This is a genomic window from Pectinatus brassicae, assembly GCF_014201835.1.
In the GTDB taxonomy this organism is placed as follows: Bacteria; Bacillota; Negativicutes; order Selenomonadales; family Selenomonadaceae; genus Pectinatus; species Pectinatus brassicae.
In genome coordinates this window covers 44477-62929 of record NZ_JACHFH010000004.1, presented here as the reverse complement: position 1 = coordinate 62929, position 18453 = coordinate 44477, and the positions used below count along the sequence as shown (strand labels likewise).

Genomic DNA, 18453 nt, shown 5'->3' with positions numbered 1-18453 from the left:
AACCACCTTTATATTTTAGAAATTAAGCAATAAAAAAACCATATGAATACACTAATCCCTCATAATAATATGTAGAAATCAGAACATCATATGGCCCCATTGCCTTGTTAACATGTTTACGATTCATATCTTAGCATATCTATTTGTGTTTGTCTAGGGGTTTATAGTATATTTTGCAAGTATTTACTAAAAACTCATAAGTATATAAAAAAAATATAAAAATATATTAAATTTTATAAAGATATAGTAAAAAAATGCTAAGTATATTAATTAATATTTTTATTTGGGAACAGTTTAATTAAACGGACAATATTATCCATAGTCAGATAAAGATTATTTTTGCTGTGAGGAGCACTTTTAGAAAAGGATAGTGGCTGACGATTGATACTAAATATTGCGGTGACACCTAAATCATAAACAGCATCAATATCATTATCAATGCTGCCGACTACGGCAATAACAGGTATAGCGTGTTTTTTTGCTCGCTGTGCAATGCCACTTATGACTTTGCCTTGAATAGATTGTTGATCTATTTTACCCTCACCGGTAAATATAATATCAGAATCTTCGCAGATATTATCAAAATTTACAGTATTTAGAATAATATCAATACCACTTTTTAAATCACAATTAAGAAAGGCGAAGATACCAGCTCCCATACCACCAGCAGCACCAGCTCCTTTTAGGTGAAGGGTGTCCTTTTGCAGCTGTGTTTTTAATATTGCCGCAAAATGATACAATCCATTATCTAATAAATCAACCGTTGCTGCATCAGCACCTTTTTGCGGGGCAAAAACAGCGGCAGCCCCGTTGGAACCGCATAATTCGTTATTAATATCACACATGGCAGAAAAACATACACCAGAATAATTTTCCTTGATAGCCGAAATATCAATAGAAGCTATATTATGTAAGGTTTTGCCAATAGGAATAAACTGTTGACCAACAGTATCTGTGAAGACAGCACCTAACGCGGCGGCCATGCCACAGCCACCATCATTGGTGCAGCTTCCCCCTAGACCAATGATAATTTTTTGGCAGTTATAATTATCAATAGCATCTTTTATAAGTTCGCCCACTCCAAAAGTGGTAGTTTGTTCGGCATGACGCTTATTGCCAACTAACGGAAGTCCAGCGGCGGCGGCCATTTCTATTATGGCGGTATTATCAGGAAGAATTCCATAAAATGCAGGAATTTTTTTAAAATATGGTCCTGTTACATTAAGGTCAATTTTTTGACCGCCGTTGGCAGTAATAAAAGCATCAACAGTTCCTTCACCACCATCGGCTACAGGCAGAGAAATAATTTTGGCTGTTGGGAAGTGCAGTAATAATGATTTTTTCATAATAGAACAGATTTCCATAGAAGTCATTGTGCCTTTAAATGAATCAGGCATGATAATAAATTTTTTATTTTTCATAATAATATCCAATATCGGCAATTATTATTAATAGTTGCTAATTTTATTTTAAATTTAATGTAGCTTTGCTGTACTGGAAAGCATTACCTCGGGCATGATAAGTTCTTCAATACTGCAGTTGAGAATATTAGCCAGCATTGGTAATTTATCAGCACGGGGAAAGCAAATACCAGATTCCCATTGAACAATCGCTCCTTGTGTAACATTCATTTTTGCCGCCAAATCAGATTGAGTAATTTTTAGTTTTTTACGATAAACTTTTATATTCATATTCTAACCACTCCTAGAAAAAAATATTGAAATTTAGTGTGCTAAATACAAAAAAAAGCCAGGATATTGTTATCCTGACTTTTATAACAGATACAGCAGATGTATCACTTAATTAACAGAATTGTTTGTTAATTAAAATATAAAAAAGGATGCAAATATAACCATACGGTTATTATTGCATCCCTACCACCCACCAAAATGTTCTGCACATTTTATATTTAGTTATATCAATAAAAGCAACACTAATATTTATTAATTAAATTATATACTATTTAATTAATATAATCAATCTTTTTATAGAAAGTTTTTTAGAAGGGAGGATATAATATTTCCTTGATTATTTTGGATATAAATAGGGGAAGTTATTTATAAAATGCAGGTTTTTGCGGTATGCTAATTTCTACTTTAGTTTGAGTATCACGAGCTTTAGAAGCAGCTTTGGCAGTAATCTGACCTAAATAGCCATCCCATGCAGATGGACCAGTAACTTTTCCTTCTTTGCAGGAATTTATCCATTCTTGGAATTCAATATTGTATGCATCAACAAAGCGTTCTGATCAGTCTTTGCAGATAGGCGTAATGCGTGCGGCATCACTGCGAACCATAGCATTAGCAGGTTCAGGTAAATTAAGAACACCTTTTTCACAAACGACTTCACATTTAATATCATAGCCGTATTGACAGTTGACAAAAGATTCTACATCAATTCTTATACCTGATTCAGTTGTAAGATACATTATTTGAGGATCTTTTAAGTCACCATCAGCAAATTTTGTGGTTTTAGGGAAAACAACTTCAGCACTTGCATAATTTTCCCCAATAAGCCAACGTAAAACATCAATTTCATGTATCATTGAATTTTCAACAGGCATATCAGTGGTAAAGCCAGGAGCTGTAGGATTACGATGGGCACAATGGAGCATTAAGGTAGCACCATATTTTCCCGAAGTTATAAGTTTTTTTAATTGACCATAACCTGGATCATAACGACGCATAAAACCAACTTGAACTAATTGTTTGCCGCCAGCTATTTCGGCATCAACAATTCTTTTACATGCTTTAGCTTCTGGCGCAAGTGGTTTTTCGCAGAAAACAAATTTGCCGGCTTTAATAGCAGCCATTACATATTCTTCATGGAATGGATCAAGAGTAGTTACAACAACAGCATCAATCTCGTTGGCAGTGATCATTTCTTCGCCGGTTGCAAAAGCTTTTAAATTATATTTTTGCGCAATTGATTTGCAAAAATCAATATTTGCATCAGCGCAGGCAACAACTTTTGCGCCTTGAAGCGTTTGGTTAATTCTTTCAATATGGGTGCGGCCGATAGCACCTGTCCCAACTACACCAATCTGTAAAAATTCTTTCATAATAAGAACCTCCTAAAAATGATTATGGATGAAACTTCAATTTAATGATGAGTTCATTATATAATCTTGTTTAAATATAGCAGTCAAAATTATTTAAATAAAAATAAATTTTTTTATAATTTAAATAATTCACTAACTTTATTAAAGTATAACAAAATAGGTGCATAGATGTTATTAAGATATTGCTGTATTAATACCGGGGAATATAGATTAATAAGAAAAAAATATAATGGAATTATAAAATACTGCAATTACTTGAATTGAGACAAAAAATGATGCCTGATGAATTTTTTAAATCATCAGGCATCATTTTTTACAAGATCTTTTAAAGTGTTGACGATAGCTTTTTGGTGTAATGCCAATATATTTTTTAAACATCATGCAAAAATGAACACTGCTGCAAAAACCCAGCGATTCTTCAATATCTTGAATAGGGGCATCGCTTTCTATAAGTAAACTTTGAGCTTCACCAATTCTGCGATGAATAGCATATTGAATGGGCGAAAGCCCGGTTTCTTCCTTGAATACATGAGAAAGACGAGAAGGACTGATATGAAATGTTTTACTGATTTTTTCCAGTGTGAGGTTTTCCTTATAATTATCGTCAATAAAAGCAGTAATATTTCGGACTAAATTGTCATTTTTTTGTTCGGATAAAGTCGTTTTTGCTTTTTGATGGGTTAGTATTTCATTGTACAGCATATATAATAAGCTTATAGATAAATGTTTTGCTATTTGTGAATTTCCTTTATGGAAATAGTTATGTATCATTGGCATTAATGAATTGAAATGACATAAGAGTTCTTTTGATATGACAAATAGAGGTTTTTCTTCGGGCAAAGTCAAGGTGTTTATCGGCAGATGCTTGATTTTTACATTATCATAAGAGTAGCAGTAGGTCTGCATAGTATGTTTTTGTAATGGTGATTCACCATGTAAAATATTAGCATTGCAGATAATTATATCGCCATTATTGACAGCATATTCTCTGCTGCCAATAAAATATCGGCCACAGCCGCTATAGATATACAGCAGTTCAAGTGTTTTATGTGAATGGACCATATGAATATGGTCTTTACTGTAGGTTTCATCAACATAAAAAGAGTTATTTAATTTAATGTTATTCTCATCTAGAAAATTATTCATAGTAAACATCCAATTTAGTTTATAATATGTAGTTCAGGAAAAGTTTTTAAATTGTCCTGTAAATCCTCAATGGTAGGTGTCGTAATGATTTTTAAACCTTTATGCGTTTGGGCAAAATTAAAACATTCTTCAAATTTATCTAAAGTACCAATATGGCTTATAATTTTATGAGCATTTATTTTATTATTGGCTAGCAGATTTAGGGCGGTTTGATTATGATATGGTGAAGAAGATGATGTACCGTATAATGAGAGCTGTTTGTAATGAATAAGGTTTAAATCTAATGAAATTTGTGCGCTGTTTTTAGGCATGCCGCTGAATAAACAAATTTTACCTAATGGTGCTGCTAGCTGCAATGCTAATTATATGGCAGCTTGAGAAGCAACAGTAACAATAATAACTCCGATATTTTGGTAGTAATGATTGTTTAATAATTCATCTGTAGAAGAACTGGATAAATCAACATAGGCATCATAATTAAATTTTTTTGCCAACAGTAATCGTGACGGACTTTTATTTATTAAAATTATTTTATTAGCACCATATAATTTAGCAGTTTCTGCATGTAATAAACCTATTGGTCCGGCACCGATTACAGCCACGGAAGTCATAGGGTTAATTTGTAAGTTTTCCTGGCCATTTAATACACAAGCTAAAGGTTCTGTTAAAGTGGCACTTAGATAATCGAGAGATTCTGGAATAAGATTAATGTTCCCGTTAGTGATTGCTGCAGAAGGAATTTTAACATATTCAGCAAAACCACCATTATAATCACTAGCAAATTTTTTTTATGAATACAGTGATGCTGATTTCCTGTTTTACAAAAATAACATTGACCACAGCCAATAGTCGGTGACACAACTACCCGTTGACCTATCGTAAAATTATCATTATCAGTACTTATATCAACAATTTCACCAGTAAATTCATGTCCTAATATAATTGGCGATTGGATAGCTTCTCGGGCATGCGTAAGTGTTTTTATATCACTGCTGCAAATGCCACAGGTTTGCACTTTTAATAATAATTCGTTATTTTTCATTGCTGGTAAGGGAATTTCTTTTTTTATTATGCCTTGTGTAGAATTGAAAATAACAGCTTTCAAAATAATTCTCCTAAAATAGATAAAATCATTGTTATGCTGGAATCATATGTTAAAGGATATGTGATTCCAGCGTAACACAGTTCGCTTATCTAATAATTAGATAGTGCCATCCCAGGTAGAAACTTCTTTTTCTTTTTTTGCTTCTTCATCAAACCAGCGTGAAGTAACAACCTTGCTTTCAGTATAGAAGCGAACACCATCACGACCAAGGCAATGCAGGTCACCAAAGAAGGATTGTTTGTGTCCGTTAAAAGGGAACATGCCGATTGGTACAGGTATGCCTACATTTATGCCGACCATTCCGCCATCGGTGCGACGGGCAAATTCCCGGGCATAGTGACCATTTTGTGTAAAAATAGCAGAGCCATTGGCAAATGGATTGGCATTCATCATATTTAAACCGTCTTCAAAATCTTTGCAGCGTTTTATACATAAAACAGGACCAAAAATTTCTCTTTGTCCGACAGTCATGTCAGAAGTAACATGATCTAAAATTGTAGGCCCAAGGTAAAAGCCGTTTTCATAGCCGTCAACGATAATATTGCGTCCATCTAATACTAGTTTGGCCCCTTCACTTATACCTTTTTCAATCCAAGCAATAATGCGTTGGCGATGCTTATCATCTATTACTGGGCCGAGTTTGCTGTTTTTATCATAGGCAGGACCTATTTTCATGTTTTTGGCTTGGTCAACAATGGCAGCAACTAATTTGTCGGCAATACTGTCTTGAACAACAATTACAGGCAGAGCCATGCAGCGTTCGCCAGCACAGCCATAAGATGCATTGATTATACTGGCAGCAGTCCTATCGATAGGGGCATCCTCAAGAATTAAAGCGTGGTTTTTAGCTTCGCATAAAGCCTGGACTCTTTTGCCGGTTTTAGCAGCTTCAGAATAAATATGTAAGCCGACAGTTGTTGTTCCAACAAAAGTTATACCTTTTATATCAGGGTGTGATAAGAGCATTTCAGCTTCGTTGCGAGTGCAGGGCACTATATTTACAACACCATCTGGAACGCCGGCTTCTTTATAGAGCTCAGCAATACGCAGTGAGGTCATAGGTGTATTGCTGGATACCTTTAAGACAATAGTATTACCACAGGCAATGCACATTGGGGTCATCCAACCCATTGGTATCATTGCAGGAAAGTTAAAAGGAGCAATACCGGCAAAAACACCAAGTGGCTCACGATAACGGATGGTATCATAGCCGCGCGAGGCATCAAATAAAGCTTCTCCTTCGCTGGCAAGCAGGGAGGGAATACCGCAGGCAAGTTCTGTTGGTTCAATGGCTTTTAAAACATCGCCTTTAGCTTCTTCCCAACATTTACCATTTTCTTTAGCAACCATCATCGTGAGTTCATCTAAATGAGTATCAAGAAGTTCTTTGACTTTAAACATTATTGCAGCTCTTTTACTGGGTGCAGTAGTAGACCAGGATTTAAAAGCGTTTTTAGCAGCAGCTACTGCTTCGTTTACTTCATCTTCCGTGCAGCAAGGCATTTCAGCAATTATGCTGCCAGTACTAGGATCATAAACATTTACAATTTTGGTTGATTTTGAATCCTTAAATGTTCCATTTACGAAATACTGTAGTTTTTTTATTGCCATTGTGTTACCCCCATTAAATAATATTATTATCTATTGAACCTATTAAATAGGCAAATAGCAAACTTACTTACTATTAATTATAATATGGTTTTGTTTTAGTAATAAAATGAGTATGTATTTGTTACAAGTTTAGTATATTTAGTATAAATAGTCAATTGATAATAAAAATAAATTTTCTTTTTTTTATTATTGACATTGCATAAAAAAATGATATTTTATAATCAATAGTTGATCAATAAATAACCACAATATAATCAATTAAAGGTAAAGTTTAGAAAGGGGCATTAAAATGGAAAATTTAGATCAAATTGCTTACAGTATGATTGCAGGGGCAGGAGATGCACAGGCATTACAGTTTAAAGCGCTGGAAGATGTAAAAAAAGCTGATTTTGCAGCAGCAGAGAAGAAGCTGCAAGAAGCTGATGAACTTTTGATAAAGGCACATCAGCTACAAACAAACCTTATTAAAAATGAGGCAAATGGCGAGAAACATGAGTATTCAGTACTATTAGTACACGCTCAGGATTATGTTAGTTCTACAGTTTTAAATAAAAAGATTGTTGAACAAATGATTGATATATATAAGGAACTTCGTCAATAATTTGTTTTACATAAATAAAATAATCTGATTATATATATTTGTTTAAATAGTATTAATATAAAGGTGATATAAATGATAAATGTTGGAATTATTGGAATTGGTCGTATTGGCAGAGTACATGGTGAAAGTATTACAAAATTCGTAAAGAATGCAAAAATTAAGGCAGTAGCCGATCCGTATTTAAACGATGACGGAAAAAAATGGGCAGCTTCATTGGGAATTGAAAATGCATATACTGACTATAAGAAAATATTGGAAGATAAAGATATCTCAGCAGTATTAATATGTTCATCAACAGATACTCACTCTTCCATATCAATGGAAGCTATTAAAGCTGGTAAAAATGTATTTTGTGAAAAGCCAATTGATCATGATGTAAAGAAAATAAAAGAAGTACTGGATGTTGTTGAAAAATCTGGTCTAAAATATCAAGTAGGTTTTAATCGTCGTTTTGATCATAATTTTAAAGCAATAAAAGATGCAGTTCAGGCTGGAAAAATTGGAAAACAGCAGATAATAAAAATTACTTCACGTGATCCTGAAGCTCCGCCAATCGAATATGTTAAAGTATCAGGTGGTATTTTCCTTGACATGACAATTCACGATTTTGATATGGTGCGCTATTTATCTGACAGTGAAGTAGAAGAAGTTTATGCAGTGGGATCAGTGACAGTTGATCCTGAAATTGGAAAAGCTGGCGATATTGATACCGCGGTTATAACAATGAAATTAGCAAATGGTGCAACAGCTGTAATAGATAATTGCCGTAAAGCTGTTTATGGTTATGACCAAAGAGCTGAAGTGTTTGGAAGTAAAGGATCTATAGCCATTGGTAATGATAGCGATTCGTTGGCTGTACTGAGTAATGAAAATGGTGTTACTGGAGAAAAACCAATGTATTTCTTCCTGCAGCGCTATATGATGGCATATGCAGCTGAAATAGACTCATTTGTTGAAGCTATTGTGAACGATACTGCTACAATAGTAAATGCAAATGATGGGTTACAGCCAGTACTTATTGGATTGGCCGCTAAAAAATCAGTAGCGAAAAATCGTCCTGTAACTATTGCAGAAATAAAAAAAGATGCAGGATTATAAAAAGCTCTCCTAAGGTAACTTTTCTAATTATAATTTGCTTGACCACTCCCCTTGTACTATTTAGTTTAAAGTAAATTAATTTTTAGATGGAATGGTTGTGAAGTTTCTACGGAAATAGTAACCATTTATTGCCTATATTATAAATTATCCTCTTTATAAAAAAGCAGCGCAGGGATTAATTAATCCCTGTGCTGCTTTTTTTAGGTGTATATTATTGTTACAAATAGTGTTTAATGGTAAAATTTAACTAAAAAGAATGAATCTTTCCATATTTATAAATAAATGTCATTTGTAGAAAGGATTGATAATATGTCACAAATGGATATTGGTGTTATAGGCATGGCAGTGATGGGCAGTAATTTAGCACTCAATATGGCTGACCATGGTTTCAAGGTAGCAGCTTATAATCGTACAGCTGAAATTACTAAAACGGTTATAGAAAAAAATACGCATGAAAATATGCGGGGATTTTATAATTTGCCCGAATTTTTAGGATCATTACAAAGACCGCGGAAAGTAATGCTGATGATTAAAGCCGGCAAACCGGTTGATTTATTAATTGAAGAATTATTACCGCAGCTTAATAATGGTGACATTATTATTGACGGTGGCAATTCTTTTTTTCAAGATACCATAAGAAGATTCAATTATTTGAAGGAAAAAGGCATAAATTATTTTGGCGTTGGTATATCGGGCGGTGAAAAAGGGGCTAGGTTTGGGCCGTCGATAATGCCTGGGGGGAGTAAAGAAATATATCCCCATATACAGTCTATATTAGAAGCAATATCAGCTCATGTAGATAATGAACCATGCTGTACTTATATTGGTGAAAATGGTGCCGGCCATTATGTGAAAATGGTTCATAATGGCATAGAGTATGCCGATATGCAGCTTATCAGCGAGACGTATTTATTGCTTCGTCATGTTGGCGGATATGATAATAAAAAAATTGCGGAAATATTTAATGATTGGAATCAGGGAGAACTGCATAGTTACCTTATTGGCATAACAGCAGATATTTTTGCAGAAGATGATACAGCTGGTGGACAGATTATTGATAAAATTGTCGATAGTGCCGGGCAAAAAGGAACTGGTCGCTGGACAAGCATTGAAGCATTAAAGCAGGGGATAGATATTTCCATGATTACAGCGGCCTGTAATACAAGAGTACTTTCTAATTTACGAGCAGAACGGAAATTAGCCCAGCAGCAAATTGATACGCCTGTATATAAAAAAGAATTAGATAATGATTTTATAGAAGCTGTGCGAAAAAGCCTGTATGCTGCTAAAATAATTGCGTATGCTCAGGGGTTTTCCTTATATCGGTCGGCTGGTAAAGAATATAATTGGCAGCTTGACTATGGTAAAATAGCTGCAATATTTAGGGCGGGTTGTATTATTCAGGCCGAATTCTTAAGTAAAATTACAAAGGCATATAGTCAAAATAAAAATCTTGAAAATCTAATGTTTGATAAATTTTTCATGGAAAATATAAATAATAATCAGTCTGATTTGCGTAAAATCATATGTACGGCGGTGAATACAGGGCTTCCTGTGCCAGCATTTTCTAATGCACTGCAGTATATTGATGCGCATCGCAGTCCGCAGATCGGAGCCAACCTTATACAGGCACAGCGTGATTATTTCGGAGCGCATACCTTTGAGCGGGTGGATAAAGGTGGTGTGTTCCACCATGAATGGTCAGAGCATTATAAAAAATAATATTTGTTTAATTTCGTATGAATACTAAAGAAAAAATAGGATTAAAGGAATATTTATGATGTTAAGTAATTAAATATATCATCTCGTACAGGGTCAGCCAATTCATAAGTTGTTTTAAAGCCGTTAAACTCTGGAGCTGAAACAGGCTGCCCAACAGCTGTTATTTCGCCAAGAAAATAAAATTCTTTGCTGTTTTTATCTTCATATGGTTTACGTATAAACAGATAGATTTTATTTTTTTCAGTGGTAGCGTTATAAATATGCTGGGCATCAGTGGAGTCGAGTTTACGATTGAGTTTGGAATAAGCTGTTATCTGTTGATTCGATAAAAATTCATTGGTATAGGCAACACGTTTTTTATCAGCGGGGATATAGTTGATAAAGACAGGCATGGTATGGGTAGTTTTTTCATAAAAATAGCCGGCCATGGCATTGGGATTTATTTTATGCGGCCAATTTAAGAGATAGCAAACTTCTTCATAGGTGTATTTTTGATATAAGCATAAACAGGTATTGTTATAATGCTGCTGATAATTGTTGGTATAGCGTTCTTGGGCAAAATTTAATAAAGATAAAAGTTTATGTTTAAATAAAGGATTTTGCAGGCACTGCTGAAATTGCTCGCTGCTAGAGTAATCAGTGCCTGCATTTTTTATAAAAATACAATGCTGATATTTTTCCTGTTCATTTTTAATGGTGAATTTATTGGTAAGATTATTTATCAATGATGTTTTGGCTGCAACAGGTAAAATAAGCTGATAGTTTTGCTGTAAAAAATTTTCCAATCGGATGAATAAATTATTGGGATTGTTAATAAGCAAAATTAAAGCAGCTGTTTCTAAGATGCGTTTACCAGCAGCAAAACGTTTGCTGATATATAATAAAATTTCTTCTTCAATCTCATTTAATTTAATATTATACGCAGGTTCGTATTTTTGCAAAAAAGTATGATAAGAACCAAATTTTTCGATATATTTTAAGATATCAATGCTGCCAAAGTTAGAAAAATCATTAAATGATGGAATATGGTTCAATTTATGTTTTAAATCTTCATAACTTCTTTTTAATAGAGCAGTATCACTTAAACGGGCGGTATCAATTGCGTCATAAATACGTTTTTGGGCAATGGCATCAAAACTTACGGTAGAGGCACCATATAAAGTTTGCTTACCTTCTGTTAGGACACGGCGTAAATTATCCTTATTGTAGGAAGTATCACCAAATAAGGCTATGGGAATCATAAAGTTATTATTGTAATTGCCGATAAAATCAAGAATTACAACATAGTCTTTATTGTTATATTTGCGTAGTCCGCGTCCCAGTTGCTGGGTAAATATGATCGGTGAAATTGTGGGACGCAGCATAATTATCTGGTTAACAGCCGGAATATCAATGCCTTCATTAAAAATATCGACGGAAAATATATAATCAAGACCATTAATGCGGGGGACCTGTTCCAGTTTTTTTATAGCAGTATTGCGGGCAGCGGGAGTGTCAGTGGCAGATAAGGCAGTAGTAAAGAATCCCTGCTGATTAAAGTCTAGAGATAAAGCCGCTGCTTCAGCAACACTGCGGCAAAAAACAAGACCGCGTACCCGTTCAGAAGAATGTCCGTAAAATCTGGCTTTATCAATTATATGATTTACGCGTGCTGTTGCAGTTAGATCAGTAAAGGCGCTATTATCATCAATCGTTTTATTATTGATTTTAATATCAGCAATACCAAAATAATGGAAAGGGCAAAGGAGATTTTCCTGCATAGCCTCCTGCAGCCTGATTTCATAAGCAATATTATAATCAAATAATTTATTGATTATAAAGTTATCGGTCCTATTTGGTGTTGCGGTCATGCCCAAAATAAACTGCGGCTTAAAATATGCAATAAGCTGCTGATAGGTAGGAGCACCTGAGCGATGTGATTCATCGATGATAATATAATCAAAATGTGTCGGGGTAAAATGTTTTAAAACATCAGCCCGTCCGAGCATATTTATGGAAGCAAACAGATAATTGGCAGAATAATTTTTTTGCTGTCCTGTTAAAAAGCCGCTGTTAATATTATTACCAAGAACAAGTTTAAAACTTGTTTCGGCTTGCTTTAAGAGCTGTTCCCGATGGGCAATGAAAAGCAGTCGCTGTGGTTTAAATGATTTCACATCTAAAGCACTTAATATTGTTTTGCCGGTACCAGTGGCTGATATTAATAAAGCTTTATTTTCCTTATTATGCCGCAGGTTTTTTAGGGCGGTTAAAGCTTTTTGCTGCATAATATTGGGATGAAAAACAGCAGTATTTGTGAAAATATTTCCTTTATTTGTTGATGTGATAACTTTTTTATAGTGTTTTTTATATTCTTCCAGCCAATCAATAGTAAGTATTTGGGAATTTTGCCAAAGTTTTTCAAATTCTTTATATGTTTTTTGATGAAAAGATGAAGTGGTTTGGCAATTTAATTTTACATTCCATTCTTTATTGGCTTTTAAGGCATTTTGTGTAAGGTTAGAGCTGCCAATAAGATAGGTGAAACTATTGTCATACTCAAAAATATAGCCTTTTATATGGAAGTTTTCCTTATTGTAAATTCGTATTTTGATATTAGAAAATTGCTGCAGTTCCTCCAGCGCCTCCGGCTCGCTGAAGCAGAGATAGTCTGTTGTTAAAATACAGCCGGAAATATGCTTTTGTTCGAGGGCTTTAAGACAATCTTTTAATAGTAATACACCGCTTCTGGTGATAAAAGCAACGATAAAGTAAAATTTAGTACAGCTATAAAGAGATTTTTCAAGAATGGCGATAACACTTTTTTTGTCAACAGCATCATTATAAATAAGTTCTGAATGCATAGTGTCATTATTATTAGAAAGAAACTTATTTAAGTTCATATAATCCTCCAGAAATTTGTAATGTGTTCAATATATGTTATTATATAACATAGGATGTGATGTTTGTCACCTTGATAAAGATCACAGAGAAAAATTTAATATTTTATTAGAGAAAATATCAATAATTTTACGATGCTTTCTTGACATTTTGATTAAATGGTTGTATATTTTTAATTAGAAATTAGCACTCACTTATTGAGAGTGCTAATAAAGTAAAAAGGGCATTTCGTTCAATGTGAGGTGATGTCATGATGCTCAACGAAAGAAAACGACGTATACTGCAAGCGATTATAGATGATTATATATCAACAGCTGAACCTATAGGTTCGAGGACTATTGCCAGAAAGTATGATTTGGGAGTAAGTCCAGCTACTATTCGCAATGAAATGGCTGATTTGGAATTTTTGGGGTATATCGAGCATCTGCATACTTCTTCAGGACGCATCCCGTTATATAAGGGCTATCGTCTCTATGTTGATGATCTATTAACACCGACAAGACTTAGCAGTAATGAAATGGAATTGATTGGACAGTGGTATGATACCAAGGTAGAGAGTCTTGATGAGGTTTTTCGCGAGACAGCAAAAATTATTTCTCATTTGACGAATAATATATCCATGGTTATAACACCACAGCTGGCTGAATCAGTTTTTCATTATATAAAATTTGTGCCGCTTGATGATGAGCATGTTATTGCAGCCATTATGAGTGATACCGGCTATGTAGAAAATAAAATAATAAAGATACCAAATGGTGCGTCTGTTACAGATTTTGTTCAGATGGCGCAAGTGCTCAACGAATATTTATCGGGCAAGAAATTAAATGAGATAAGCATTGGTGCATTGCATTCCATGCGCACTGAAATGGTTGATACAGCTGCTTTTAATAAGATAATGGATGTAGTAGAGCAGTCACTGGCGGGTGAAAAGCGCAACCAGATATATAGAGAAGGAATGCCGCAGCTGCTTGATCAGCCGGAATTCCATGATATAAATAAAGTAAAAAATATCTTAAAGATGTTAGAAGAGGAACCTATACTGAGGGATATATTGTATAGTACAGCGCAGGGGACTGCAGGGCTCACCGTTACGATAGGAGAAGAGAATAAATATAGTACGATGCAGGACTGTAGCATTATTAAGGCTACTTATCATATCGATGGACAGCCCTTAGGTACAATAGCAGTTTTAGGTCCGACTCGTATGGAATATAGTAAGATAATGACATTACTGGAATTCATGAATGAAAATATGGCGCAAATGCTTAAAAAGTATTTGTAGCTGCTAATATTTAGAGAAAAGATGAGGTAAATATGCCGTATATGAAAGATGAAATGAAGAAAAAAGACAGTGATAGACTGGATGAAATGAAACAGGAAATCAATGAAGCGATATCTGCCGAAGATGAGTCTAAAGCTGCTGAGTCATCTGATAACGACACTGATACAAAGTCTTCGGATGAAAATAACGATGCAGTTGCAGATGCTGATAAGGCTTTAGCTGATGCGCAGGAGCAATTTAAGCGTTTACAGGCTGATTTTGTTAACTTCCGTCGTCGCAGTAATCAGGAAAAAGCAGAAATTTCTAATGTTATATTGCAGGGATTTGTTAAGGATATGTTGCCAATTCTCGATAATTTTGAGAGGGCAGTAGCAGCCGAGGGTGATGATAATGCCTTAAAAGAGGGCGTTAAAATGATTTTTACACAATTTAATGAAGTATTAGTGAAAAATGGCCTTGAAGTAATAAAAACTGAAGGCGAAAAATTCGATCCTAATTTCCATCAGGCTGTCATGCGTGTAGAAGATGCAGAAAAAGAAGATAATACCATTGACCAGGAATTGCAAAAAGGATATATGGTAAAAGGTCGTGTTGTTCGTCCAGCAATGGTAAAAGTAGTTTCTAATAATTAAAGATGAATATATTCCCTGCTAAGGGTAGAAATTTATTATAAATTGACTTAATAGGGGATATTAATAAGTAATCTATTATTTTTATAACACATAAAGATATAGGAGGAGTTTTATAATGTCAAAAATAATTGGTATCGATTTAGGTACAACTAACTCTGTAGTTTCCGTTATGGAAGGCGGCGAACCTACAGTTATCACAAATCCAGAAGGTAGCCGCATTACACCATCCGTAGTAGGTTTTACTAAGGATAACGAACGTCTTGTAGGACAGCTTGCTAAAAGACAGGCAGTATCCAATCCAGATAGAACAATTGCTTCTATTAAACGTCATATGGGTGAAAATTATAAAGTAAATATTGATGATAAAAGCTATACACCACCAGAAATTTCTGCAATGATTCTGCAGAAATTAAAAGCTGATGCTGAAGCATATCTTGGTGAAACCGTAACTCAGGCTGTTATAACAGTACCTGCTTACTTTAATGACAGCCAGCGTCAGGCTACAAAAGATGCTGGTAAAATTGCTGGTCTTGAAGTACTTCGTATTATCAATGAACCAACAGCAGCTTCCCTGGCTTATGGTCTTGATAAAGATCAGGATGAAACTATCCTTGTATTTGACCTTGGCGGTGGTACATTTGATGTATCTATCCTTGAACTTGGCGATGGTGTATTTGAAGTTAAAGCAACCAATGGTGATACCCGTTTAGGCGGTGATGACTTTGATATTGCTGTAATGAACTGGATGGTAGCTGAATTCAAAAAATCCAATGGTATTGACTTATCACAGGATAAAATGAGTGCACAACGCCTTATTGAAGCTGCCGAAAAAGCTAAAATCGAACTTTCCAGCATGACTTCTACCAATGTTAATCTGCCATTTATCACAGCTGATGCCAGCGGTCCTAAACATCTTGATTTAACACTTACTCGTGCTAAATTTGATGAAATTACCGGTGATTTGGTAGCGAGAACTATTGAACCTACCAGAAAAGCATTGCAGGATGCTGACCTTTCTATAAACGATATTGATAAAATCATTCTTGTTGGTGGTTCCACCCGTATTCCGGCTGTTCAGGACATCATCAAAAACGAACTTGGTAAAGAAGCAAACCGTGGTGTAAATCCAGATGAATGCGTATCCATCGGTGCTGCTATCCAGGGTGGTATTCTAGCTGGTGATGTAAAAGATGTACTTCTTCTTGATGTAACACCATTATCCTTGGGGATTGAAACTCTTGGCGGTGTATGTACTAAAATTATTGAAAGAAATACAACTATTCCTACATCAAAAAGCCAGACTTTCTCCACTGCTGCTGATAATCAGCCTTCCGTTGATATCCATGTATTACAGGGTGAACGCGAAATGGCTGCTGGCAATAAAACCCTTGGGCGTTTTGAATTATCCGATATTCCACCAGCTCCAAGAGGTGTGCCTCGTATCGAAGTTACCTTTAGTATTGATGCTAATGGTATTGTTAATGTATCTGCTAAAGATCTTGGTACTGGTAAAGAACAAAAAATTACAATTCAGTCCGACAGTGGTATGAGCAAAGATGACATTGACCGCATGGTAAAAGAAGCTGAAGCACATGCAGCTGATGATAAAAAACAAAAAGAACAAATCGAAACAAGAAATACTGCTGAAAGCATGGTATACCAGGCTGAAAAAGCAATTAAAGATCTTGGTGATAAAGCCGATAAAGCTGCAGTAGAGAAAATTCAGGCTGCCTGCGATAAAGTAAAAGAAGCATTAAAAGGCACTGATACTGAAGCTATTAAAAAAGCTACTGAAGAATTGCAAAAACCGCTTTATGAAATGAGTCAGGCTGCTTATCAGCAGGCACAACAGGCTCAAGGTGCTGCTGGTGCTGACGCCGCTGGAGCAGCTCAACAAAATGCTGGTTCTGATGCTAAGGCTGATGACGATGTTGTTGATGCTGATTATAAAGTTGTCGATGATGATAAAAAATAATTGACTGTTATTAATTTATAAATGTATTAATAAAATAAGTGACCTGATGACTTTAGTATAAAGTCATCAGGTTAGTCTATATATAACAAGGTGGATAAAGTGAGCGAAAAAAGAGATTATTATGAGGTCCTCGGTGTAAGTAAAAGTGCTGCTGAGGCTGAAATAAAAAAAGCATTTAGAAAATTAGCCCGCCAATACCATCCTGACCTCAATAAAGACAATCCTGAAGCGGAAAAGAAATTTAAAGAGGCTAATGAAGCTTATGAGGTTTTATCTGACCCCCAGAAAAAGGCTCAATATGACCAATTTGGTCATGCTGCTTTTGAAAATGGCGGCGGTGGTGGTGGCGCCGGCGGTTTCGGTGGCTTTGGCGGTTTTGGCGGCTTTAGTGATTCAGGCGATTTTGGCGATATTTTCGATGCATTCTTTGGCGGTGGTGGCGGACGTTCCAGCAGACGCCAAGGTCCGCAACGTGGTAATGATCTGCGCTATAATTTGGAAATTGAATTTGAAGAAGCGGCTTTTGGCAAGGAAATTGAACTGGAAATTCCTCGCACCGAAGATTGCAAAACCTGCCATGGGACAGGGGCAAAACCTGGGACACAGCCAGAAGAATGTCCTAAATGTCATGGTACAGGGCAGGTGCAGGATGTCCATAATACACCATTTGGCCGCATGGTAAATGCCCGTACTTGTGACAGATGTAATGGTACAGGCAAGATTATTAAAGATCCATGCCCAGATTGCAATGGACAGGGCAGTGTTCGTGTACGTCGTAAAATTAAGGTGAAAATTCCTGCCGGAGTTGATAATAACTCGCGCATCCGTGTATCTGGTGGTGGTGAAGCAGGCACACGCGGCGGTGAAACCGGCGATCTATATGTTTATATAACAGTTCGCCCTCATAAAATATTCCGTCGTTCTGGTGATGATGTCATTTGTGAAGTATCTGTTTCTTTTGTTCAGGCAGCACTTGGTGATAAAATTGAGGTTCCGACACTTGATGGCAAAGTTGAAATAACTGTGCCTGCTGGTGTGCAGTATGGTACTGTTCTGCGCTTAAAAGGCAAGGGAATTACTCATTTGCGCGGCATCGGCCGTGGTGATCAGCATGTAAAAATAAAAATTAAGACACCGGAAAAATTAACCAATCGTCAAAAAGAATTATTGGAAGAATTTGCTGCTGAAAGTGGTAATTCTCCTAAAAAAGAAACAAAAAAAAAACACTGACCGATAAAATAAAAGATTTTTTTAAATAAAAAGAGAGCCGTTTTAGCGAATGAGTGAAATTAAGTGAATTCGCATAAGTGGCTCTCTTTTTTTATTTTTTTTAGGGCGAA

General features: G+C 35.4%; 15 protein-coding genes and 1 pseudogene. 7 read left to right on the top strand and 9 right to left on the bottom strand.

Features of this window, described 5'->3' with window-relative positions:
• Positions 1-266: 266 nt before the first annotated feature.
• The 8 genes and pseudogenes from HNR32_RS02485 to HNR32_RS02450 form a co-directional block, all read right to left on the bottom strand.
• Positions 267-1421, bottom strand: a complete 1155-nt coding sequence (locus HNR32_RS02485) for a glycerate kinase family protein (protein ID WP_183859328.1) — start codon at positions 1419-1421, stop codon at positions 267-269.
• Positions 1422-1475: 54 nt separating this feature from the next.
• Positions 1476-1691: a helix-turn-helix domain-containing protein gene (locus tag HNR32_RS02480; RefSeq protein WP_183859326.1), complete on the bottom strand. Its 216-nt coding sequence runs from the start codon at positions 1689-1691 to the stop codon at positions 1476-1478.
• Positions 1692-2053: 362 nt separating this feature from the next.
• Positions 2054-3061: pseudogene (locus HNR32_RS02475) on the bottom strand (Gfo/Idh/MocA family protein).
• 306 nt (positions 3062-3367) lie between these two features.
• Complete coding sequence (locus HNR32_RS02470; RefSeq protein ID WP_183859324.1) at positions 3368-4207, bottom strand: AraC family transcriptional regulator; 840 nt, start codon at positions 4205-4207, stop codon at positions 3368-3370.
• A gap of 14 nt (positions 4208-4221) precedes the next feature.
• Complete coding sequence (locus tag HNR32_RS02465) at positions 4222-4563, bottom strand: MDR/zinc-dependent alcohol dehydrogenase-like family protein (RefSeq protein WP_183859322.1); 342 nt, start codon at positions 4561-4563, stop codon at positions 4222-4224.
• Between the two features lie 6 nt (positions 4564-4569).
• Positions 4570-4818, bottom strand: a complete 249-nt coding sequence (locus HNR32_RS02460; RefSeq protein ID WP_183859320.1) for a zinc-binding dehydrogenase — start codon at positions 4816-4818, stop codon at positions 4570-4572.
• 65 nt (positions 4819-4883) lie between these two features.
• Complete coding sequence (locus HNR32_RS02455) at positions 4884-5312, bottom strand: alcohol dehydrogenase catalytic domain-containing protein (RefSeq protein WP_183859318.1); 429 nt, start codon at positions 5310-5312, stop codon at positions 4884-4886.
• A gap of 96 nt (positions 5313-5408) precedes the next feature.
• Entirely contained in the window at positions 5409-6923 is a 1515-nt protein-coding gene (locus tag HNR32_RS02450) for a CoA-acylating methylmalonate-semialdehyde dehydrogenase (protein WP_183859316.1), read from the bottom strand.
• Between the two features lie 289 nt (positions 6924-7212).
• Between HNR32_RS02450 and HNR32_RS02445 the strand changes: the two genes are divergently transcribed.
• The 3 genes from HNR32_RS02445 to gnd all read left to right on the top strand — a co-directional run bounded on the left by HNR32_RS02445 (position 7213) and on the right by gnd (position 10344).
• Positions 7213-7524 (top strand): PTS lactose/cellobiose transporter subunit IIA, encoded by a 312-nt coding sequence (locus HNR32_RS02445; protein WP_183859314.1) that lies wholly within the window; start codon positions 7213-7215, stop codon positions 7522-7524.
• A 72-nt stretch (positions 7525-7596) separates the two neighbouring features.
• Entirely contained in the window at positions 7597-8622 is a 1026-nt protein-coding gene (gene iolG, locus HNR32_RS02440; RefSeq protein ID WP_183859312.1) for an inositol 2-dehydrogenase, read from the top strand.
• Positions 8623-8931: 309 nt separating this feature from the next.
• Positions 8932-10344, top strand: a complete 1413-nt coding sequence (gene gnd, locus HNR32_RS02435) for a decarboxylating NADP(+)-dependent phosphogluconate dehydrogenase (RefSeq protein WP_183859310.1) — start codon at positions 8932-8934, stop codon at positions 10342-10344.
• Positions 10345-10397: 53 nt separating this feature from the next.
• On the opposite strand, the gene HNR32_RS02430 is transcribed toward gnd, so the two are convergent.
• The gene (locus HNR32_RS02430; RefSeq protein ID WP_183859308.1) at positions 10398-13226 is read right to left on the bottom strand and encodes a DEAD/DEAH box helicase; all 2829 of its coding nucleotides are present in this window, start codon (positions 13224-13226) and stop codon (positions 10398-10400) included.
• Positions 13227-13477: 251 nt separating this feature from the next.
• On the opposite strand from HNR32_RS02430, the gene hrcA reads away from it, so the two are divergent.
• The 4 genes from hrcA to dnaJ all read left to right on the top strand — a co-directional run bounded on the left by hrcA (position 13478) and on the right by dnaJ (position 18343).
• Positions 13478-14506: a heat-inducible transcriptional repressor HrcA gene (gene hrcA / locus HNR32_RS02425; protein ID WP_183859405.1), complete on the top strand. Its 1029-nt coding sequence runs from the start codon at positions 13478-13480 to the stop codon at positions 14504-14506.
• Positions 14507-14538: 32 nt separating this feature from the next.
• Positions 14539-15138, top strand: a complete 600-nt coding sequence (gene grpE, locus HNR32_RS02420) for a nucleotide exchange factor GrpE (protein ID WP_183859306.1) — start codon at positions 14539-14541, stop codon at positions 15136-15138.
• A 115-nt stretch (positions 15139-15253) separates the two neighbouring features.
• The gene (gene dnaK, locus HNR32_RS02415; RefSeq protein WP_183859303.1) at positions 15254-17113 is read left to right on the top strand and encodes a molecular chaperone DnaK; all 1860 of its coding nucleotides are present in this window, start codon (positions 15254-15256) and stop codon (positions 17111-17113) included.
• A 99-nt stretch (positions 17114-17212) separates the two neighbouring features.
• Positions 17213-18343: a molecular chaperone DnaJ gene (dnaJ, locus tag HNR32_RS02410; RefSeq protein WP_183859301.1), complete on the top strand. Its 1131-nt coding sequence runs from the start codon at positions 17213-17215 to the stop codon at positions 18341-18343.
• The last annotated feature ends 110 nt before the right edge of the window (positions 18344-18453 follow it).